This is a genomic window from Bacillus sp. GMs2/2 (genome assembly GCF_050172095.1).
GTDB lineage: Bacteria > Bacillota > Bacilli > Bacillales > Bacillaceae_G > Bacillus_A > Bacillus_A cereus.
On record NZ_JBNLYE010000059.1, the window covers coordinates 1 to 20,304 of the forward strand.

Here is a 20,304-nt window from a genome sequence, read left to right on the forward strand (position 1 = left end):
TCACTTGTAGTGCTTTTACTATTCGCTTTTTTCGTAAATGGTTATGTTAATAAAAAGATTAGTGTATACAGAAATGAAGAAAAATAAAGATACATTATATAAAACTTTAGGAGGTTAATAGTTATGAATGTAGATAGAAAAATAGTAGGTGTTTTTAGAACAATTGATGATGCGGCACTCGTTATTAATGAATTAAATGAAAAAGGATACTCAGCAGATAACATTTCAGCTATTGCGAAAGATCAAAAGGAAATTGAACATCTGGAAGAAAAATCGGGTGAAAAAGTGAATAGCGAAACTGCACATAAAGCAGATATCTTTTCAGCGACAGGGCTTGTAGCTGGAGGAGTAGCAGGCGGACTCGGTGGTTTATTAACAGGTCTTGGTATACTTGCCGTTTCTGGAATGGGTCCAATTGTAGCAGCAGGACCAATCGCAGCAGCTATTGGAGGAGCTGGTATTGGCGGAGGAGCTGGAAGTTTAATAGGAGCATTTATCGGCTTAGGAATCCCTGAAGACCATGCTAAAAAGTATGAAGAATATATTTACGATGGAAATATATTAATTTTAGTAGATGCAAAATTAGATGATAAGTTAGAAATCTATAAAATATTTGATAAGCATAATGCCTATAACTCTGATTTCTTTAAATAAAATGTAAACAAAGTGAATATCGTTTTTGATCTTACAACTTTGGCGCGGCCGAGGAGTCGTATGACTATAAGAGAGGAAGGGCTTATAGTAAAAGATCAAGTCCTATTATGATATTGAGAAGGGAAGAGGTGTCTATTCGTGATTGTAAAAATATTAAAGGATAGTAGCAATAGTTTCCTTTGCACAGTTCAAAGTAAAAATGGAGATCAGTATGTGAAAAAATGGTTTAGTAAACATGAAAATAATAAAGAATTAGGGCGACCAACTTTTAAAGAAGTAGAAAAGGATTGGAAAGAAAATAGAGACTCGTTTATGTATCCTAATGTTAAAGCGCTTTATTGAACATAATGGGGGTTTTATTCTTACAAAATTGTCACACTCCTGTAAGGTAATTCAATAGATTAGATATTTTTTCTGTGTCATAATAAAGACATAAGAAAGCGCATTAAAAAACTACAACTTATTAGGAGAGTGTCAGTCATGATTGTAACAACAACGTCTGGAATTCAAGGTAAAGAAATTATTGAGTATATCGATATTGTAAATGGTGAAGCTATTATGGGTGCAAATATTGTCCGCGATTTATTCGCTTCCGTTCGTGATGTTGTCGGTGGTCGTGCTGGTTCTTACGAAAGCAAGCTAAAAGAAGCTCGTGATATCGCAATGGATGAAATGAAAGAACTTGCAAAACAAAAAGGTGCGAACGCTATCGTTGGTATTGACGTAGATTACGAAGTTGTTCGTGATGGAATGTTAATGGTTGCTGTAAGTGGTACAGCTGTACGTATATAAGTAAATAAAAAACAGGCTCCCCCTTAAAGTTCATGCTTTGAGGGGATTTTTTTGTTTCATGATTAAAGTTAAAATGAAGAAGAGTTGATGGCGTATTATAAGTACAAAAAATAAGCAAAACGTTATTGTAAAAGATGCTAGGATTGGGGGTATTGCACGGGAATTTAGATACTAAGCAGACGCACCCGCTTATTTCAAATATAGTATATATCGTTTTCAAGGAGAAAAGTAAGAAATACAGCAATCTTTATATTTGTTTAACGAGAGTGTATAGTTTATAGAAATAAACGATTGAGCATGTAAAGGGTTGTATTACATAAAATTTATAATGAATAGAGGCGGTTACATTATGTTTTGGTTAGGGTGTTTTTTAGGATATATTGTAGGTTCAGTTATTACATGTGCTCTACTTTACTATGGGTATAGATCCAATGAAAATAAAAAAGTGGATATACAAAAGAGGGAGGAGAGGAAAGTCAATAAAAAAGGTGTATAGTAGGCGAAAGGTAAGGTGATAATGTTGATGCAACAATAAAGGACAGTACATATTTTATATGACGATTATGTACTGTTCCGCTTATTCTTTTTGGATTATGAAAAATTGTTGCCTGTCTTGCTATAAATTTCATAGGCGAAATAACCAAATAAATAGCCTATTCCAGACCCTAAACTAATGGAAAACAGTGAGAAATCTGGGGAAAACATACCGGAAATCAAACCAATCATACAGCCGACAAGCATTCCCATAGGTATGAAACTATCTAATAACAGTTGAGCTTTTTGAGATTTTTTCTTACCTAATTTTCCGTTCTTATATTTATGTTCCAATCTTTTAATTACAAATACTACAATTCCACCAACTATTACAACAGGCGCGATTGCCGTGATTAGCCACATGTGAAAATCTCCTTTCACCTTTTAATAGGATTATACCAGATACTTACAATTAGGTGTTCCTAAACGTACTATCTAGTCTATTTAAATGGCCAATCAAAAAGACTCCTTCAATTGTAGTCAGTAACCCGTCAAAAAAACTTTCCCTTTCGTTTTCTCCGCAGATTGCACAACATCAACCGCCGTTTTCACATCCGCTAAGTCATATGTAGAATGGACTTTCATAAAACGTAATTGCTCATTTTCTACTAGACGAATTAAGTGACGAAACGTCTCCTGCCATTTATATGCTGACACATTTTTATTCCAATGTCGTAAATGAAATATGTTTGCGTGTACTTTTGCTTTCGTGACAATCTCGGCCCAGTTCACTTGTATTCCTGATAGAAGACCGATCGTTAAAAAATGCCCGTTTGGACGTAAGGAGAAAGCTAATTCATTTCCATCCGGTCCTCCGATAGAATCAATCGCAGCATCCGCACCAATCCCGTTTGTTAATTCCATAACGGTTTCATAAAGCGGAGCAGTGGAAGTATCAACTACATATGCAGCACCAAGGCGCAGTAATTCTTCTGTATGCTTATTATTTCTTGTAACGGCAATTAATCGGAAATTTAAAATTTGGGATAACTGCGCAAATAGATGTCCAATAGCGGACCCACAAGCATTCACTAATAAAACGTCATTACGCTGTAAGTTTAACGTTTCTGTACAAGTAACCCACGCCGTAAGGGGATTAATATACATTTGTGCCGCTGTGAAATCATCAATGGAATCAGGAATAGGGACTACAAAATCAGCTGATGTCTTCACATATTCTTGCCAAGTACCTTCCCCGCGTAAAGGTAACACTCGTTTACCGATAAGCTCTCGAGAAACAAAAGCGCCAACATTTTCTACAATACCAACACCTTCATAGCCAGGTATGTTAGGTAAAGGAATTCTATGAGCGTATGCTCCTGTGATGGGAATTAAGTCAGATGGATTAATCGGTCTAACTAGCATACGGACGAAAACTTCATTATCTTTCAGTGGTTCTATATTTTTATATTCAACTTGTAATACGTCTTTTGGATTGCCAAACTTATGAAATTGAATGCATGTTCCAAGCAAAGTAATTTGCCCCCTTAGTTTGATTGGGTTTATTATAGCATTTTTAGTTTGGGTGGTTACTTTGTTAGTGATAAATAGGGTTTTTAATTTACGTATTTATCAGAATTTTATAAAATGTGTATATAACTATAAAATGGGGGGATTTCTTCATGTGTACTAGTTTGACGTTACAAACTAAAAATTTCCAACATCTTTTTGCGAGAACAATGGATTTCACATTAGATATGAATCAGGAAGTAATAATCATTCCTCGGCGTTATCAGTGGAACAATATAACTGGTGAAACTATCCGAGCGAAAAAGGCTGTTGTCGGAATGGGAATTAATCATGAAGGAAGGGTCATTATGGCGGACGGAGTAAATGAAGCTGGTATGACGTGTGCCACTCTCTATTTCCCGGGATTCGCTACTTATAGTAACAGTATAGATAACCATAAAACGAATTTAGCGCCATTTGATTTTGTGGCTTGGAGCCTCACGCAATTTAATTCTGTTGAAGAGTTAAAAAAATCTGTTGATAACATTTCCCTTATAGATATACCATTACCAGTTTTAGGAATTACCCCACCGCTACATTGGATTTTAGCAGATAAATGGGGAGATTGTATTGTACTTGAGCCGACAACTGATGGACTAAAAATGTATGACAATCCATTAGGAGTGATGACTAATAGTCCGGAGTTTAATTGGCATTTACAAAATTTAAGACAATATATTGGACTTAAATCGCAGCCATTTGCGCCAACGGAGTGGGGAGATGTACCATTAAGTGCTTTTGGCCAAGGTTCAGGAACGATGGGACTTCCTGGAGATTTTACCCCGCCATCAAGATTTGTACGGGCAGCATATGGCAAACAAAACATTCAAGGTATAGAGAACGAAGAAGAGGGGATATCGGCTATTTTTCATATCTTATCAAATTGTGAGGTTCCTAAAGGGGCAGTAATAACAGAAGACGGAACATTAGATAATACCATCTATACGAGTGCAATGTGTATGGAATCTGGAACATATTATTACCATACTTACGATTGTAGACAAATTATAGCTATTCATTTATTCAATGAAAATTTAGATACAGCTGAGATTAAAACTTATCCGTTTCAACGGAAACAAAAAATATTTTATGAAAACTGAAGCGCCCCTGAAAAAGTGAGACTGATAAAAACACCTCCATTTAATTTGCATACTTAGTATGCGAATTTAGGAGGTGTTTTTTATCATTTACCAATATTCAGGTTTACTTCTTGCTATTCTATTAAGCCGAAGCTCTCTTCATTCTCTCAAGTAAACTAGACAACACATGCGTACGATACGATTCTAGTTTTTTACCTTCATAAGTACGGATACCTAATTTTTTAAGTTCTTTTACATACCAACCTTTGCTTCCGAAATACATGTGATCGCTCCCCTTCAACTTTGTTTTATTTATTCTGATTGCATATGGAGGTACAGGTAATATAATGAAGGAAATGAATTTCGCGCGAAAATGGTTAACTTTGTTGCAAAAGACATATATACTAAAGATAGTATACAACGAGGTGGAGAAGACGTGATTATAGAGAAGCACGAAATTCAAATTGACCAAATTACTAGCGGTAAAGTGAATATCTTTACTTTCTATCGAAATAGAAAGCAAATTGATGATCATTTTTTACGATTGCAAGAACCATCGCTTACAGCAAACTACTTCTTCCATTTTCATTTTGATGCAGAGAGCTTGCATCTACTGCAGAAAGAGTTTCCGAGCGTATATCCGTACGACGGTAGTGAAACGATTCACGACTGGACGGAAAAGATGAAAGCAGAATTGCAACATCAGATCCAAACAGGTAAATGGAATAAACGCGTACGTATCGGTAATCGTATTCTAGATGTGGTGTTTACGTGGTGTGACGAAGATATAGTAGAGTGAAAAAGAAGCGGATGACGCTTCTTTTTTTAGCGCTGGAATAAAACGAGCTTACCTGCAGTAGATGTACAGCGATGTGTTTTTTCATACAATCCTTTTTCTTGTAAGATAGATTCACCTTTTACTTTTGCTTCTTTTTCAGTTGCCGCCTCGAATGATTCGTCTAATGCTTTTGAACCATCTTTTTCAAAGACTGTTAGAACGTATACTCCCATGAAAATTCCCTCCAATATTTAAAATCAGAATCTTATAATTATTTTGACATAAAATGCTACAATATGCAAAGAAATATATGACATTGCGTGGTAAAATAGAATGAAACTTTAATTATCGAGAATATTTTTATTCTCGATAATTATTAGTTTTCAGCGATTTAAATTTTGATAAAATGAAACTTTTGAAAGATAGAAAGGATCGTTATTTGTGAAACAAGTAAGGTTTATACATGCGGCTGATTTGCATTTGGATAGTCCGTTTAAAGGGATGGAGATGAATGTTACGCAGTCTGTGTGGGAGAGAATGAAGCAAAGTACGTTTGAATCATTTGAGCGTATTGTTGATAAAGCGATTCAAGAGCGCGTTGATTTCGTATTACTAGCTGGGGATTTGTATGATGCGGAGACGAGAAGTTTGAGGGCGCAAGTGTTTGTGCGTGAGCAAATGAAGAGACTTTCGCAATACGATATCCCTGTTTTTATTATTCACGGTAACCATGATCATTTAGGGGGAAGCTGGGCAGCAATTGAGTTTCCAGAAAATGTTCATGTATTTACTGAGCCTTATGTAGAAGAGAAATCATTTTATAAAAATGGTGAGCTATTAGCTTCTATTTATGGTTTTAGTTATTTGCAGCAAGCGGTAACGGATAATATGACAGCGCAGTATACGAAAATGAGTGATGCGCCTTTTCATATTGGTATGCTTCACGGAAGTGTGGAAGGAGATGCAGAGCATAATCGCTATGCACCGTTTCAAATTCGTGAGTTGAAAGAAAAACAGTTTGATTATTGGGCTCTTGGCCATATACATAAACGTGAAATTTTATCAGAAGAACCATACATTATTTATCCAGGGAACATACAAGGTCGTCATCGTAAGGAAACAGGCGAGAAGGGTGCATACCTTATTGAACTTACGAAAAAAGGATCGCAGTGTTCATTTTTCCATACGGCGGATGTTGTGTGGGATGAGATAGAAGTGAGTATCGATGGACTTGAAACGGTTGATGAACTTATGACGAGCGTATCAAGTGCGATAAATGAATGCCGAAGAGAAGAAGAAGGGACATTATTAACTGTCATATTTACAGGACAAGGCCCACTTTCACCTTATTTGCGCGACGAAAAGCGTGTGGAAGAGATTTTTCACATTTTAGCATCTGGAGAAGAGCGAAAAGATTTCGTATATGCGATGAAGTGGAAAAATGAGACGGTTTCTTTTGCGGAAATCGAACGTTTGAAAGCGGAAAATCATTTCATCGGTAGTGTGCTAAAGGAGTTAGAAGCTTTCACTAATATGGACGGAGTATTGCGCACTATTTGGACATCTCCTGTAGCTCGTAATAGTATTGAATCTTTTACAGAAGAAGAGAAGAAAGAGATTCAAAAGGAAGCAGAAAATATTATTTTAGAACAATTATTCCAGCAAGAGAGGGATAAAAAATGAGAATTGAAAAACTCCATATTTATGGGTACGGAAAATTAGAAAATGTGGAAATGGATCTTTCCTTGCTGACAGTGTTATACGGTGAAAATGAAGCGGGGAAATCGACAATTCGCTCATTTATGAAAAGTATTTTATTCGGTTTTCCGACGAGAGGACAGCGCCGTTATGAGCCGAAAGAAGGCGGGAAGTATGGCGGTGCGATCACTGTGCAAACAGAGCAGTACGGTCGTTTGAAAATTGAGCGATTGCCAAAGACGGCAGCTGGCGAGGTGACCGTTTATTTTGAAGACGGGAAAACGGGCGGAGAAGAAATTTTAAACGATATATTAAGCGGGATGAATGAAAGTTTATTTGAATCTGTCTTTTCATTTGATATGCATGGCCTTCAAAACATTCATCAGCTCGGCGAAGCGGATATTGGCAATTATTTATTTTCGGCAAGTGCAGTCGGAAGTGATGCTCTATTGCAGTTAGATAAAAAGCTAGAAAAAGAAATGGACCAGCGCTTCAAGCCGAGTGGTCGTAAACCAGAAATTAACGTATCATTGCAAGAGATGAAGAAGCTGGAAGAGAAGATGAAAGAGTGGCAAGGGAAAATTGGCACGTATGAAAAGCAAGTGGAGCAGTTAAAAGAAAGTGAAGAGAAACTTGCTTCTGTTCGCGGGGAAAAAGAGAATGCAGAAAAGCGGAAGCAAGATTATGAAATATTAGCAGCGCTTGAGCCTCTCGTTATTGAAAAGCGTGCGCACGAGAAAGTGTTAGAGAACGAGAGCGGGCAGTTTCCTGTAAACGGAATGGCGCGTTATGAAGCAATTAAGGTGAAGATGGAGCCGCTTCAATTACAAGTTGATTCGCTCCACAAGAAAATTGAGACAGTGCAATCGGAAATTGCCTCGATTCAAATAGATGAAGAGTTTTTACAAAAAGAAAGTTATGTAGAAGAACTTCGTATGCAGCATATGTCTTACGAAAATGCACGCCAAGAAATGCGTGATTTGACAGGAAGTATTACGAATATAAAAGAAGAACTGGCAGAACTAGAGCAACAAATTGGTGCTACTTTTGAAAAGGAAACAGTTCTGTCGTTTGATATGAGTTTGGCAACGAAAGAGTTAATTACGCAAACAGTGCAAAAGGCGCGTGAATTAGAAACGCAAAAAGCACAGCTTGATGATCGTTTTAAAGTAGCGCAGGAGCAATTAGAAGAACAAGAAGAGAATATAAGACAGATTCAAAAGCAAATGTTAGCGGATGAAGAGCGAAATGCGTTAGCTGAGAAAGAGAAGTCGTTCCAAGATGCGGCGTTTATCGGTATGGGCGCAGAGAGAATGAAGCGCAAGTACGAGGAAAAAGCAGGAGCGGCTATGCAAAAGAAAAAGCAGTGGCAAAGAGTTTGTCTTCTGTTACTCCTTATTAATACAGGCATTTTATTCACGAGCTTATTTATAGACAATCGCCCGCTTTTATTTATTAGTGTCATCGTATTTGTAGGGATTGTTCTCGCCCTTGTTTTATATAAAGATCCATCAAGCGGATTACAAGAAGAGCTTCTTACTCTTCAGCAAAGTGCCGGCGGGAGACAAAGTGAAGAAGCGATGTCTGTACGCTATGAGTTAGAAAAAGATGAAGAGATTCGGAAGTTATTTGAGCGCGAGTCTTATAAGTTACAGCAGTTGGAACGAGCGTATGATAAAGTCGTTTCATCGTATGAGGAATGGGAGAGAGAAACGTTCCAGGCGGGAGAACAAGTCGATGCATATAAAACGCGCTATATGTTTCCTGAATTTTATACGTATGCACACATATTGCCGGCGTTTGAGCGTATTGAAAAAATGCAGCAATTATATCGGGAGTTAGAGAAGCAAGGTACGCGAAAATCTTCATTATATGAAATGATTTCGCAATTTGAACATAAACTAGAAACTGTTATCGGTAGTGCGGAGTATAGTAAGCTACACGAGGCACAAAGCCGTATGCAAAATGAGAAAGAGAAGCGCCAAACTTGTAAGCAGTTAAAAGAAAAACTGGCGGAATGGCAAGAAGAATATGAGTTTATGCAAGAACAATTAAAGCAATTACTAATAGAACGAGATGGTTTATGGCATATTGCAGAGTCTACAGATGAAGAGATGTTTTTAGAAGCAGGTAAACTGGCGGAAAAACGTGAGGATGCAGAGAAACAAGTGGGGCGTTTATTACCGCAAATTGATCTGTTGGAACAGCGTTTAACGAGTTTATCATTAGCTGAACATTATGAAGCTGATGGTTATGAAGAGAAATTAAAGAGAGAAATGACAGTCGTGCAAAATTGTCTGGCGCAAGAGAAAGAATTGACAGAGCGTATTGCGAAACATCGTATGGAAATTGCGAATTTAGAAGAAGGTAGTACGTACGGCGATTTAATGCATGAATGGGAAATGAAAAAAGCGCAAGTGCGTGAACAAGTGAAGAAGTGGGCTGCTTATGCGGCCGCAAAGACAGTGTTAACGAAAACGAAGCACTATTATCATGAAGTTCATCTTCCTCGTATTTTACAAAAATCAGAAGAGTATTTCGTCTATTTAACAGGCGGACGCTATAGTAAAATCTTTTCACCGTCAGAGGCAGAACCGTTTATCGTTGAACGTAACGACGGTATGCGTTTTTACAGTCATGAACTAAGCCAAGCGACAGCGGAGCAGTTATATTTATCGCTGAGATTTGCACTCGCGAAAACATTCGAACATGATTATCCATTCATTATTGATGATAGTTTCGTGCATTTTGATGCGGTAAGGACGAATCGAACGATTGAACTTATAAAGGAAATTGCAAAGGATAGACAAGTCATATTCTTTACATGTCATGCGCATTTACTCGCGTATTTTACAGAAAAACAGATTATAAAATTAACACATATGCGTAAAGAAAATGAGTTGTAGTGTGCTATACTAAAAGTAACTGATTTGGTGGAGGAATTCGAATGAAAAAGAAAATTGCAGAATATGAAGTTGGTGAACAAGTCGATATTTTCTTGTTAATTAAAACAGCGACAAAAGGTATCGCAAGCAATGGAAAGCCATTTTTAACAGTAATCTTACAAGATCCAAGTGGAGACATTGAAGCGAAGCTATGGGACGTATCACCAGAAGTTGAGAAACAATATGTAGCGGAAACAATCGTGAAAGTAGCTGGTGATATTTTAAACTACAAAGGACGTATTCAATTACGTGTGAAACAAATTCGTGTTGCGAATGAAAATGAAGTAACAGATATCTCAGACTTCGTAGAAAAAGCACCAGTGAAAAAAGAAGATATGGTTGAGAAAATTACGCAATACATATTTGAAATGAGAAACCCGAACATTCAGCGTCTAACAAGACATTTATTAAATAAGCATCAAAACGAATTTTTAGACTATCCAGCAGCGACAAAGAACCATCACGAGTTCGTATCTGGACTAGCTTATCACGTCGTATCAATGCTTGATTTAGCGAAAGCTATCTCAAATCTATATCCATCGTTAGATAAAGACTTACTATATGCAGGCGTTATTTTACATGACCTTGGTAAAGTAATCGAACTATCTGGCCCAATTTCTACAACGTATACGTTAGAAGGAAATTTACTAGGCCACATTTCTATTATGGTGAACGAAATTGGTAAAGCAGCAGACGAATTGCAAATCGATGCAGAAGAAGTATTAATTCTTCAACACATCGTTCTTTCTCACCACGGAAAAGCAGAATGGGGTAGCCCAAAACCACCATTAGTAAAAGAAGCAGAAATTCTGCATTACATCGATAACTTAGATGCAAAAATGAACATGATGGACCGTGCATTAGGACGCACAAAACCAGGCGAGTACACAGAGCGTGTCTTTGCTCTTGATAATCGTTCGTTCTATAAGCCGACGTTCCATAATTAATAGTGTGAATAAAGTGGCCTCATTAAGTGTTAATACGCTTAGTGAGGCTGTTGTATAATGATAATAAAGTTATTGAATTTTGATTATTAAAAAGCTAAGAGCCTTACTACATTCTACGTAGCAAGGCTCTTTAAAGTTGTTTCAAATTACATCCATCTGTTCGTTCAAGTGTAACTATTCGCAATTATTTGATATTATATAGGTGAATAGAAAGATACATTAAAAATTAGTTTCGTAGTTGTAAAAGGAGGTTATTTATATTATTCTCTTATAATTTTCCAAAAAGGAGAGTTTATGAAAAAGATTATTGTTTTTGTATTAACGATATTTATATTATTCTCAGGATTCGCAACACAAAGTTATGCGTTGTCAGATTCGCAATCTGCGGCAATACAAGCGTTGCTAGATGATGCCTGTCGTATATCAGGTGTGCCGGGAATGTCAATCTCAATACTTGCTGATGATGAAGTGTTCTACTTTTCTTCAGGGTATGCAGACCGTGAAAAGGGGTTGTCTGCAAGTGAAAATACACTCTATGAGTTAGCCTCGGTCAGTAAAGCTTTTACCGGTATGGGTATTATGCTATTGGAAGAGCAAGGGCTGCTCTCAATGACTGACCCTGTCCAAAAATATTTACCTTGGTTTACATTAAAGTATCAAGGGAAACCTGTTGATATGCAAAGTCTTACACTAAATAACTTTCTTCACCATACCAGTGGTCTAACAAATATTAGGCATCTTCAAAATATTCCACAAGGCAATACACCGGATATGTTGCAAAAGACTGTGGAAATGCTCGTGGATGCTGAATTGGCGTTTCCTCCCGGTGAACAGTATAACTATGGAACCGTTAATTATGACGTATTGGGTTTGGTTATTGAGATTGTGTCGCGACAAAGCTATGAAGACTTTATGAAGGAACAGGTATTTCAACCGTTAGGTCTTCACCAGACGTATGTTTATAAAGAAGCTGCTCAAGCTACTGGACAGTTGGCACAGGGCTACCGTTCTTCCTTTTTTATGACAACTCCATTTAAAGCTCCGGATTATGCTGGGAATAAACCCGCAGGCTACATCATTTCTAATACAAAAGATATGGCTCGTTGGATGGGCATACAGATGGGTATCGTGCAGGACATACCCGAAATATTTCACACGGTTATCGAAAAATCACATAGGGGTGATATGTCTGTTTCGGCTGTCAACGGTATGTATTATGCGGCAGGTTGGTCCGTAAATGCCGATCAAACGATTATAGAACACACTGGGGGCAATCCAAATTTCAGAACCGAAGTAGTCATACTGCCAAATGAACGAACAGCCGTCTCCTTGCTGAGCAACGGCACAAATACCAATACAAACATGGTACTAAAAGTTAAAGATATATTAGAAGGCAATCTAACTCAGTCATATGAAATAAGCGGCACACAGCTTTTGGATATCATTTTGTCGTCTATCACAATTATTTTTTGCCTATTGGCCGTTTTGCTATTTCTCTTAGGATTACGCAGAAGGAGAACGAATGAGCGGCAGCCAATGACAAAAAAGAGAATAACCGTAACAGTTATTTTCCTGATCGCTACGATTGCTCTGGGTATACTGTGCTGCGCTTTCGATTGGTCAACAATACTTATGTGGCAAACATATAGTGTTCTTACAGCTTTGATTTCGTCAGCATTATTAACAGCAAGCATTACATGGTTTGTATACACTCACCGATAAAATACCTCGCTCCTAAGATAAGCATAATGTTAAGTCATTAAAGTCCGATTGGTGAGGGCTGATAATCAGTGGGGGGTGAAGAAACCCCCCACTGATTAAAGTTTCACTTTATTAAAAATGAAATAAAATAGTTAAGAAGTACGCATGGGTGTAACGAAGAACTAATAAAACATATCTTGCCACTAGAATGGGGGCATATCAACTTTTAAATTGAGTACCGCCAGCATTTCAGAAAAAATATGTTAAGCAAAAAATACAATAAGCTGTCCATATGGGCAGCTTATTTACATAATTCTCGATATTGGAAGTTGATTAATATCAGTTCATTTGTTTTTCGAAAGGAGTTATTTTGTTCGTTCAAAGATAATATCAAAGTAATTCGCGTACCCCATAGTTGGTGGCGCAAATAGTTGATTTTATAGGGGGAAAACCTGTAACTAAAGCCTAACATAGGTGTTTTTGTTTAAATTTTGCTTAATTCTCACTAGTAATTAACTAAAAATTTAGAAATCGTTATATAATGAATTTAATTTAAAATTAGGAGTGATTAAATTGCCAGATATGATAAACCTCGTTCTTTTCATCATTATAGCGAGGTGTTAAAACTTCTAATAGAAAGCATATTCGATTAAGAAAGAAGGGGTAGTTATGAAAACTAGTGAAGAAACGCATTGGCAAAGGTTTAAACGTAAGAGTAAATCCCCGAAAGAGTGGTTAAAGAAAGTATACGAATTTTTTATTAATGAACACGTATGGGATGCTATCTTTAAAGTGTTCCTTAAACTAGTATGGGCAGTAAAAGGTATGGGGAAAAGCTTGAAACGGGTAATAGAAAACATATTCAATTAAATTCTATTCTTTCATAATTTCCTCATACGATCGATAATTTCCAATAAATTTGTTTTATATAATGGAGTGTGAATACAACAGTTGATACAGCAATGGCTATAATACCTATATGTGCGTAAAAATTGAAGTAATCATATTTCTGGAAGAAAAATTCAAGGACAGGAAATAAAAGAGTAAGACTAGCAATTAATATTAATTGTTCTTTTTTCATTATCATGCCTCCTTCTTTGTATAATTCAGCATTGATAGAAACAATTTCTATATGAATATCCTATACATGATCAGTTAACATAACGTCCTATTATCGGTAGCAAGGAAAAAGGAGGAACCCTACTCTCACAAGGGAACCTCCTTTTTTTGTTCTATCAATCTATGCAATTTTTTATACATTCCTATTCTGGTGCGGTTTTAGGGTTCTTGTCTGTTATTGGATTAACGAAAAAACTGTATAAAATCTCGCATACTCTTAGCGTGTTTTTTTCAAAAATGCTGGCGATATCTCACATCCATCAACTTATGAATTTTATAATGTCCTCAAACCAAGAATTTCTCGTGTTTTTAGTCCAAAATGTTATTTAATAAAAAAATATCTCGAATTCGAGATAAAATACTTGCTTTTTAATCACTTGAGTTGTAAAGTGATAGTAACGAAAGTAATTGAGCCATATGAAAAACATACACTCAGTTGTTTTCGATTAAAAAACAAAGTAACTTATACAGTAAAAACTAAGATGAATTTACAAAAACATAATGAGAATAAATTGAACAGCTAAAAAGCATATTATTTTTTTATCATCACTTGACTAGTAAAACGAAGCGGAGGAATTAAAAATGTATAAAATTAAAGGGCATCATCACATTTCAATGGTTACGAAAAATGCAAATGAAAATAATCACTTTTATAAAAATGTGCTTGGATTACGTCGTGTGAAAATGACAGTGAACCAAGATGATCCGTCAATGTACCATTTATTTTACGGAGATAAAACAGGAAGTCCGGGTACAGAGTTATCATTTTTTGAAATTCCTTTAGTAGGAAGAACATATCGTGGTACAAATGCGATTACTCGAATTGGATTACTCGTTCCTTCAGAGGAAAGCTTACATTACTGGAAAGAACGATTTGAGAAATTTGATGTGAAACATAGTGAGATGACAACATATGCAAATCGTCCTGCTTTACAATTTGAGGATGCTGAAGGTCTTCGCTTAGTACTACTTGTTTCAAACGGAGAAAAAGTAGAGCACTGGGAAACTTGGGAGAAATCAGAAGTTCCTGCAAAGCATCAAATTCAAGGAATGGGTTCTGTAGAAATGACAGTTCGTAGACTTGATAAAATGGCGAGTACACTTACAGAGATGTTTGGTTATACAGAGGTTAGCCGCAGCGAAGAGGAAGCAATTTTTCAGTCCATTAAAGGAGAGGCTTTTGGAGAAATCGTTGTGAAATATTTAGATGGTCCTACTGAAAAACCAGGCCGCGGTAGCATTCACCACTTAGCAATTCGTGTGAAAAACGATGCAGAGCTTGCCTATTGGGAAGAACAGGTGAAACAAAGAGGCTTCCAGTCTTCAGGAATCATCGACCGTTTCTACTTTAAAAGCTTATATTTCCGTGAATCAAACGGAATCTTATTTGAAATTGCGACAGATGGACCAGGATTTACAGTTGATGGCGATGTAGAGCATTTAGGAGAAAAACTTGATTTACCACCGTTCTTAGAAGATCAGCGTGCAGAGATTGAAGCGAATTTAGCACCTATTGAAGAGAAAATATAAAATTTAAAACCATTGGAGGAATATAAAATGAACCAATTAAAAGGAATTCACCACGTTACAGCGATTACAAGTAGTGCAGAAAAAAACTATGAGTTTTTCACTCACGTTTTAGGAATGCGTTTAGTTAAAAAAACAGTAAACCAAGATGACATTCAAACGTATCATTTATTCTTTGCAGATGATAAAGGTAGTGCAGGAACAGATATGACATTCTTTGACTTCCCAGGTGTTCCGAAAGGAGTACACGGTACAAATGAAATTTCAAAAACTTCATTCCGTGTTCCAACTGATGCAGCATTAGCATATTGGGTGAAACGCTTTGACCGTCTTGAAGTAGAACATACAGGAATTAAAGAGCAATTTGGTAAGAAAACTCTTTCTTTCGTTGACTTTGATGACCAACACTATCAATTAATCTCAGATGAACTTGATAAAGGGATTGAATCAGGTACACCATGGCAAAACGGACCAGTTCCATTAGAATATGCAATTACTGGTTTAGGGCCTGTATTCATCCGTATTGCAAACTTTAGTTTCTTCAAAGAAGTGTTAGAAAAAGTTTTATTATTTAAGGAGGTTGCGCAAGAAGGAGAATTCTATTTATTTGAAGTGAATAAAGGTGGAAACGGTGCTTCTGTCATTGTAGAACATAATACGGTTCTTCCAGAAGCACGACAAGGTTTTGGTACGGTTCACCATGCTGCATTCCGCGTAGAAGATCGCGCTGTATTAGAAGAATGGATTGAGAGAATCAGTAGCGTTGGACTTCCTTCATCTGGTTATGTAGACCGTCATTTCTTTGAATCATTATATGCAAGAGTTGCACCACAAATCTTATTTGAATTTGCAACAGACGGCCCAGGGTTTATGGGAGATGAGCCATACGAAACACTTGGCGAAAAATTATCTTTACCTCCATTCCTAGAGCCAAAACGTGAAGAAATTGAAAAATTAGTTCGTCCAATTGATACAGTGAGAAGTACGAAGGAATTTATTAAAGAGTAAAAATAGAGATAGTAAGTAGGAGAGCAGGTAGTTTTAGCGGAGTGCTGGAACTGCTTGCTTTTTATTTGTCCTGTTAAGTTTTCTGACAATTGTTTCTCAAGTTATTAAAAAGGAAAAGTTTGGTATAATTAATTAAAATATTTAATTTTCTGATAATTATTTTTCAATACATAGAAAAGGAGTGGTAATATACAATTTTGATAATTGTATAAAAATCCTAATTTTGTAATTTTGGAGAAAAGGGGATGCGAGTGTATGGGAGCAGATGTAGTAACGCGGGAGCAAATGAAACATTCTTTAGATGATTGGTATCGTGTAATGTTGCAGCAAAATATAGAGAAGGCCACGGAAATGAAAGAGGAGATTGAAAGTAAGATTAGTGGGTTGGACGTGGATCAGGATGTATTGATTTATCATGCGTTGTTGAATTTTAGGTATCAAGTTTTGAATGATTGGGTTTCGATTAAAGAAGGTCACTTTAATCAAGTAGAACCTTTTGAAGTTCCGCAAGAAGGTTTGCTAGCTTATTATTATCATTTGTTTAAAGCGCTTTATTTTAGAATGGTTGAAAATTATGAGGAAGCTAGTAAAGAATTTGAACAGGCAGAAAAATTATTAGAATATATTCAAAATCCTTGTGAAAAAGCAGAATTTAATTATCGTTTAGGTGAATTTTACTATCATACATACCAGGAAGTGAAAGCTATTCACCATATTCAAAAAGCGAAAGAAGAATTTATAAATCATCCTGAGTACCAAATTAATGTTGCATTATGTGAAAATATATATGGTTTATGTTGCGTGGAATTAAAGCAATTTGAATTAGCTGAAGAAAGTTTTAATATTGCTTTAGATGTATTCCAAAGATTAAATCATAAAAAGTACGTTCTGATGATTAGAAACAATTTAGGTTGGTTATATGGTACTCAAAATCTATCTGATTTAGCCATTCGTCATGCTTCTGAAGTTGCTGAGAAATTACCTAAACATTATAAAGCGATTTTTACAGTGGCTGAAGAGTATTGGAAATTGGGTGAAATTGAGTTAGCGCAAAAATATATTGCGATGGGAATTGAAACATGTAACGAATTAAAAAATAAAGAATTTCAATATCGTTTTATGATATTGGAAGAATTGAATAAGGGCTCTAATGCAAATGAAATGGAGAAAATTGTATTAGAAAGCATTTCGTATTTTGAAAGTAAAAATCTGTTAGAATGTATAAAAGAATACAGTGAAAAATTAGCAATGCAATTTTATGAAGAAGGTAATCATATCAAAGCAAGTAAATATTTTTATATAAATAATAAGGCGAATAAAAAATATTTAGAAAAGGGAGCTTTGAAATAATGAAAAAACTTAGCAAATTAATAGCGGGATTAGCAATTTTGGGGGCTTTAGCCATAGGATTAAACAGCTCTACTGAATCTAATCAATACGCTAGTCGAGGAGATACGGGTGGAGCACCAGCAGGACCAGACTACGTTAACATTGGTGACACAGGCGGAGCACCAGCAGATAATAAAGGCGACGGCGGAGTAAGCCAACTATAATAACAAAGAAAGGGACTTCAACATGAAGTCCCTTTTTCTATTTTTAGGCCATGTAGAGAAAAGAATTGACTTACTTTAAATGTGTAACTATAATAGTTACAGAATAACCATTAGTAATAGAAATGAGTTATATTTTTTTAGTATAATTGTAACTGTTTTAGTTACAATTAAAAAGAGAACATAAAACAACCAAAAAATGTAAAAACTTTAAATAGCAACTCAAGAAAGGAGACGGGAACTTTGAAACGGTTTAAGTTTTATTTGATTAGCGGTATTGTGCTTGTTTTGCTTATCGTATGTAACTTCGTTGATAAGCCGATTGCGAAGGTTGAAGAAGTGAAAGATACTGTTATGATGAAGCTGAATACGAAAGAGAGTATGGCGCAAATTGATGGGCAGACGATTTATTTTAAGCAAATTGGTGAGGGGAAACCTCCGTTACTCATGTTGCATGGGTTTGGTGGTTCTTCTGATGGGTTTAGTGATATTTATCCGGAACTAGTGCGAGATCATACGATTATTGCGGTTGATATTTTAGGGTTTGGGCGTTCTTCTAAGCCGGTTGATTTTCAGTATTCGTTTCCTGCGCAAGTGAATTTATATTATAAGTTAATGAAGAAGCTTGGATACGATCAGTTTGCGGTGCTCGGCCATTCAATGGGCGGAGAGATGTCCCTTAATTTAGCGTATTTATATCCGGATGCAGTGACGCATCTCATCTTGGCGGATGCTACAGGGATAGAGTCTTTCCAGCAAAAAGAAAGTTATGAAGTACCACCGCTATCGACGGACTTACAAACTGTAACCGAGATTACGAAGTATAATAAAAATGAAGTGAAAAATAGTCGTGATGATAAAGAGCATTATGATCAGCTTACGAAAATGAGAGAGCGCCGCATCGCGATGGAAGCCGATAAGATTAAGGTGCCGACTTTAATTATATGGGGACGACACGATAAGAGCGTTTCTTGGAAAAATGGTGAACTGTATCATGGGCTATTTGCAAATAGTACGTTTCATATTATTGAAAAAGGATACCACGCACCGTTTCGTCAAGAACCAATTGAGTTTATGGAATATGTACAAGCATTTTTCGCGAAGCATCCACAATAAAAATTTTAAGCATAAATCCACTTCTCTCCTCATAAAGTGAAACTAATAAGGCTTGTCTAAGGAAAGGAATGAAGTGATTTGGAAACTTTACCATGGTGGGTGTATCTTGTGATTGTCGGGATTGTACTAAGTGGCTACATGGTTTTATATACTTCGAAAAAAGAGCAAGATATGGATAATGAGTTTATTGAAAAAGAAGGCGAAGTATATATGAAGCGTTTAGAAGAAGAGCGTGAGAAACGTAATCAGGAAAGTGATAAAGATTCGGTATTGCTTTAATAGAAATTTTGAAAGGTTACCACCTAGTAGGATTTTACATCTCGGTGGTAGCTTTTTTTCTTCTGCGGGAGCAGTATATGTTCATCAAGCTAAGGTTATATTAGTTTAATTTTACATGTATAAGAGAGTCATCATAAACTTTTATTGATGGTATTTATATATTTTTTTACTCATAAGAATGGAACTAGTGGGGATTTTACTGGGGGGGATTAACAATGCATAGGGATGAAACTTCATTACATCCGGATACAGGTGTTACATCTGTAATGTTTGTTGAGCGTTCATTAAATGAAATTCGTTTTTGGTCTAGAATCATGAAGGAGCATTCTTTTTTTCTTCGTTTAGGATTTAGGTGCGAGGATACTCAACTAATCGAAGAGGCGAATCAATTTTATCGATTGTTTGAACATATTGAACAAATAGCGCATTCCTATACAAATGAAACAGATCCTGAGCAAATAAAAAGATTTAATGCAGAAGTACAACAAGCCGCAACTAATATTTGGGGATTTAAACGAAAAATTTTAGGATTAATTCTCACATGTAAATTGCCAGGACAAAATAACTTTCCACTTTTAGTTGACCATACAAGTAGGGAAGCTGATTATTTTAGAAAACGTTTAATACAATTAAATGAAGGTAAATTAGATGCGCTTCCTGATGCTATTATTAAAGAAAATGTTTTCTTTTTACGGATTATGGCAGACCATGCTAAATTTATTGGCCATCTTCTTGATCCATCGGAAAGAAAGCTTGTAGATACAGCACGGAATTTTAGCAATGATTTTGATGAATTGATGTATCAAGCAATTGACTTAGAATCTATGAAACCACAATCCCAAACAGCCCCTCTTTTAGATCAATTTTTAGATCAAAATCGTGTGTCGGTTGCATCTCTTCGGGATTTTAAGAAAACAGCACGTGATTTAATTGAGCAATGTAAAATAAAGAGTATCATTCATCCGTTATTAGCAGACCATGTTTTCCGTGAAGCTGATAGATTTCTTGAAATCATTGATATGTATGATGTTCATCTTACAAATATTCAATCACAACCTAGATATTAGA

22 protein-coding genes are annotated in these 20,304 nt (G+C 36.1%); 17 read left to right on the forward strand and 5 right to left on the reverse strand.

Going from position 1 to position 20,304, the window contains the following annotated elements; genetic code table 11:
• Positions 1–123 precede the first annotated feature (123 nt).
• The 3 genes from ACQGS6_RS10695 (at position 124) to ACQGS6_RS10705 (ending at position 1,446) form a co-directional block, all read left to right on the forward strand.
• Entirely contained in the window at positions 124–654 is a 531-nt protein-coding gene (locus ACQGS6_RS10695; RefSeq protein ID WP_001100100.1) for a general stress protein, read from the forward strand.
• Positions 655–792: 138 nt separating this feature from the next.
• On the forward strand, positions 793–996 hold the full coding sequence (locus tag ACQGS6_RS10700) for a DUF4028 family protein (RefSeq protein ID WP_000635861.1): 204 nt from the start codon (positions 793–795) through the stop codon (positions 994–996).
• A gap of 138 nt (positions 997–1,134) precedes the next feature.
• Positions 1,135–1,446 (forward strand): YbjQ family protein, encoded by a 312-nt coding sequence (locus tag ACQGS6_RS10705; RefSeq protein ID WP_000637510.1) that lies wholly within the window; start codon positions 1,135–1,137, stop codon positions 1,444–1,446.
• Between the two features lie 591 nt (positions 1,447–2,037).
• Here the strand turns inward: ACQGS6_RS10705 and ACQGS6_RS10710 are convergent.
• Together ACQGS6_RS10710 and ACQGS6_RS10715 are read right to left on the reverse strand one after the other, a co-directional pair.
• Positions 2,038–2,343: a hypothetical protein gene (locus tag ACQGS6_RS10710; RefSeq protein WP_000266269.1), complete on the reverse strand. Its 306-nt coding sequence runs from the start codon at positions 2,341–2,343 to the stop codon at positions 2,038–2,040.
• A 117-nt stretch (positions 2,344–2,460) separates the two neighbouring features.
• The gene (locus ACQGS6_RS10715; RefSeq protein ID WP_000901747.1) at positions 2,461–3,453 is read right to left on the reverse strand and encodes a zinc-dependent alcohol dehydrogenase family protein; all 993 of its coding nucleotides are present in this window, start codon (positions 3,451–3,453) and stop codon (positions 2,461–2,463) included.
• A 149-nt stretch (positions 3,454–3,602) separates the two neighbouring features.
• Between ACQGS6_RS10715 and ACQGS6_RS10720 the strand changes: the two genes are divergently transcribed.
• Positions 3,603–4,589 carry a choloylglycine hydrolase family protein gene (locus ACQGS6_RS10720; protein WP_000337593.1) on the forward strand — a complete coding sequence of 329 codons (987 nt, stop codon included), beginning with the start codon at positions 3,603–3,605 and terminating at the stop codon, positions 4,587–4,589.
• 121 nt (positions 4,590–4,710) lie between these two features.
• On the opposite strand, the gene ACQGS6_RS10725 is transcribed toward ACQGS6_RS10720, so the two are convergent.
• Positions 4,711–4,851: a YflJ family protein gene (locus ACQGS6_RS10725; RefSeq protein ID WP_000273537.1), complete on the reverse strand. Its 141-nt coding sequence runs from the start codon at positions 4,849–4,851 to the stop codon at positions 4,711–4,713.
• A gap of 153 nt (positions 4,852–5,004) precedes the next feature.
• Here ACQGS6_RS10725 and ACQGS6_RS10730 point away from each other — a divergent pair, with 153 nt between their 5' ends.
• A complete protein-coding gene (locus tag ACQGS6_RS10730; protein ID WP_000582785.1) occupies positions 5,005–5,367 on the forward strand; it encodes a hypothetical protein in 363 nt (120 codons plus the stop codon).
• 26 nt (positions 5,368–5,393) lie between these two features.
• Here the strand turns inward: ACQGS6_RS10730 and ACQGS6_RS10735 are convergent, their stop codons facing one another.
• Complete coding sequence (locus ACQGS6_RS10735) at positions 5,394–5,579, reverse strand: YhzD family protein (RefSeq protein ID WP_000539557.1); 186 nt, start codon at positions 5,577–5,579, stop codon at positions 5,394–5,396.
• 208 nt (positions 5,580–5,787) lie between these two features.
• Here ACQGS6_RS10735 and ACQGS6_RS10740 point away from each other — a divergent pair, with 208 nt between their 5' ends.
• The 5 genes from ACQGS6_RS10740 to ACQGS6_RS10760 all read left to right on the forward strand — a co-directional run bounded on the left by ACQGS6_RS10740 (position 5,788) and on the right by ACQGS6_RS10760 (position 13,507).
• Entirely contained in the window at positions 5,788–7,029 is a 1,242-nt protein-coding gene (locus ACQGS6_RS10740) for a metallophosphoesterase family protein (RefSeq protein WP_426965100.1), read from the forward strand.
• Positions 7,026–9,950 (forward strand): ATP-binding protein, encoded by a 2,925-nt coding sequence (locus tag ACQGS6_RS10745; protein ID WP_074624890.1) that lies wholly within the window; start codon positions 7,026–7,028, stop codon positions 9,948–9,950. The genes ACQGS6_RS10740 and ACQGS6_RS10745 overlap by 4 nt, the downstream gene beginning before the upstream one ends.
• 41 nt (positions 9,951–9,991) lie before the next feature.
• Positions 9,992–10,936: a 3'-5' exoribonuclease YhaM gene (gene yhaM / locus ACQGS6_RS10750; protein WP_000726639.1), complete on the forward strand. Its 945-nt coding sequence runs from the start codon at positions 9,992–9,994 to the stop codon at positions 10,934–10,936.
• 294 nt (positions 10,937–11,230) lie between these two features.
• Positions 11,231–12,658: a serine hydrolase domain-containing protein gene (locus ACQGS6_RS10755; protein WP_000720973.1), complete on the forward strand. Its 1,428-nt coding sequence runs from the start codon at positions 11,231–11,233 to the stop codon at positions 12,656–12,658.
• Between the two features lie 648 nt (positions 12,659–13,306).
• The gene (locus tag ACQGS6_RS10760) at positions 13,307–13,507 is read left to right on the forward strand and encodes a hypothetical protein (RefSeq protein ID WP_000858032.1); all 201 of its coding nucleotides are present in this window, start codon (positions 13,307–13,309) and stop codon (positions 13,505–13,507) included.
• 22 nt (positions 13,508–13,529) lie between these two features.
• Here the strand turns inward: ACQGS6_RS10760 and ACQGS6_RS10765 are convergent, their stop codons facing one another.
• Positions 13,530–13,718 carry a hypothetical protein gene (locus tag ACQGS6_RS10765; protein ID WP_000712159.1) on the reverse strand — a complete coding sequence of 63 codons (189 nt, stop codon included), beginning with the start codon at positions 13,716–13,718 and terminating at the stop codon, positions 13,530–13,532.
• A gap of 620 nt (positions 13,719–14,338) precedes the next feature.
• Here ACQGS6_RS10765 and ACQGS6_RS10770 point away from each other — a divergent pair.
• The 7 genes from ACQGS6_RS10770 (at position 14,339) to ACQGS6_RS10800 (ending at position 20,303) form a co-directional block, all read left to right on the forward strand.
• Positions 14,339–15,286: a ring-cleaving dioxygenase gene (locus ACQGS6_RS10770; RefSeq protein WP_074624889.1), complete on the forward strand. Its 948-nt coding sequence runs from the start codon at positions 14,339–14,341 to the stop codon at positions 15,284–15,286.
• Between the two features lie 27 nt (positions 15,287–15,313).
• On the forward strand, positions 15,314–16,291 hold the full coding sequence (locus ACQGS6_RS10775; protein ID WP_426965101.1) for a ring-cleaving dioxygenase: 978 nt from the start codon (positions 15,314–15,316) through the stop codon (positions 16,289–16,291).
• Positions 16,292–16,546: 255 nt separating this feature from the next.
• Complete coding sequence (locus ACQGS6_RS10780) at positions 16,547–17,641, forward strand: tetratricopeptide repeat protein (protein ID WP_426965102.1); 1,095 nt, start codon at positions 16,547–16,549, stop codon at positions 17,639–17,641.
• Positions 17,641–17,844, forward strand: coding sequence for a Phr family secreted Rap phosphatase inhibitor (locus tag ACQGS6_RS10785; protein WP_426965103.1), 204 nt, complete (start codon positions 17,641–17,643; stop codon positions 17,842–17,844). Before ACQGS6_RS10780 ends, ACQGS6_RS10785 begins: the two co-directional genes overlap by 1 nt.
• Positions 17,845–18,084: 240 nt before the next feature.
• On the forward strand, positions 18,085–18,957 hold the full coding sequence (locus ACQGS6_RS10790; RefSeq protein ID WP_000819468.1) for an alpha/beta fold hydrolase: 873 nt from the start codon (positions 18,085–18,087) through the stop codon (positions 18,955–18,957).
• 78 nt (positions 18,958–19,035) lie between these two features.
• The gene (locus tag ACQGS6_RS10795; RefSeq protein WP_000449225.1) at positions 19,036–19,236 is read left to right on the forward strand and encodes a sporulation YhaL family protein; all 201 of its coding nucleotides are present in this window, start codon (positions 19,036–19,038) and stop codon (positions 19,234–19,236) included.
• 215 nt (positions 19,237–19,451) lie between these two features.
• Positions 19,452–20,303: a DUF2935 domain-containing protein gene (locus ACQGS6_RS10800; RefSeq protein ID WP_000554479.1), complete on the forward strand. Its 852-nt coding sequence runs from the start codon at positions 19,452–19,454 to the stop codon at positions 20,301–20,303.
• Position 20,304: the final 1 nt, after the last annotated feature.

Bases quoted from the DNA above. Each gene is read 5' to 3' on its own strand.
- ACQGS6_RS10695 (WP_001100100.1), top strand. From the start codon at position 124: ATGAATGTAGATAGAAAAATAGTAGGTGTTTTTAGAACAATTGATGAT.
- ACQGS6_RS10705 (WP_000637510.1), top strand. From the start codon at position 1,135: ATGATTGTAACAACAACGTCTGGAATTCAAGGTAAAGAAATTATTGAG.
- ACQGS6_RS10710 (WP_000266269.1), bottom strand. From the start codon at position 2,343: ATGTGGCTAATCACGGCAATCGCGCCTGTTGTAATAGTTGGTGGAATT.
- ACQGS6_RS10720 (WP_000337593.1), top strand. From the start codon at position 3,603: ATGTGTACTAGTTTGACGTTACAAACTAAAAATTTCCAACATCTTTTT.
- ACQGS6_RS10725 (WP_000273537.1), bottom strand. From the start codon at position 4,851: ATGTATTTCGGAAGCAAAGGTTGGTATGTAAAAGAACTTAAAAAATTA.
- ACQGS6_RS10735 (WP_000539557.1), bottom strand. From the start codon at position 5,579: ATGGGAGTATACGTTCTAACAGTCTTTGAAAAAGATGGTTCAAAAGCA.
- ACQGS6_RS10745 (WP_074624890.1), top strand. From the start codon at position 7,026: ATGAGAATTGAAAAACTCCATATTTATGGGTACGGAAAATTAGAAAAT.
- yhaM (WP_000726639.1), top strand. From the start codon at position 9,992: ATGAAAAAGAAAATTGCAGAATATGAAGTTGGTGAACAAGTCGATATT.
- ACQGS6_RS10755 (WP_000720973.1), top strand. From the start codon at position 11,231: ATGAAAAAGATTATTGTTTTTGTATTAACGATATTTATATTATTCTCA.
- ACQGS6_RS10760 (WP_000858032.1), top strand. From the start codon at position 13,307: ATGAAAACTAGTGAAGAAACGCATTGGCAAAGGTTTAAACGTAAGAGT.
- ACQGS6_RS10765 (WP_000712159.1), bottom strand. From the start codon at position 13,718: ATGAAAAAAGAACAATTAATATTAATTGCTAGTCTTACTCTTTTATTT.
- ACQGS6_RS10770 (WP_074624889.1), top strand. From the start codon at position 14,339: ATGTATAAAATTAAAGGGCATCATCACATTTCAATGGTTACGAAAAAT.
- ACQGS6_RS10775 (WP_426965101.1), top strand. From the start codon at position 15,314: ATGAACCAATTAAAAGGAATTCACCACGTTACAGCGATTACAAGTAGT.
- ACQGS6_RS10780 (WP_426965102.1), top strand. From the start codon at position 16,547: ATGGGAGCAGATGTAGTAACGCGGGAGCAAATGAAACATTCTTTAGAT.
- ACQGS6_RS10785 (WP_426965103.1), top strand. From the start codon at position 17,641: ATGAAAAAACTTAGCAAATTAATAGCGGGATTAGCAATTTTGGGGGCT.
- ACQGS6_RS10800 (WP_000554479.1), top strand. From the start codon at position 19,452: ATGCATAGGGATGAAACTTCATTACATCCGGATACAGGTGTTACATCT.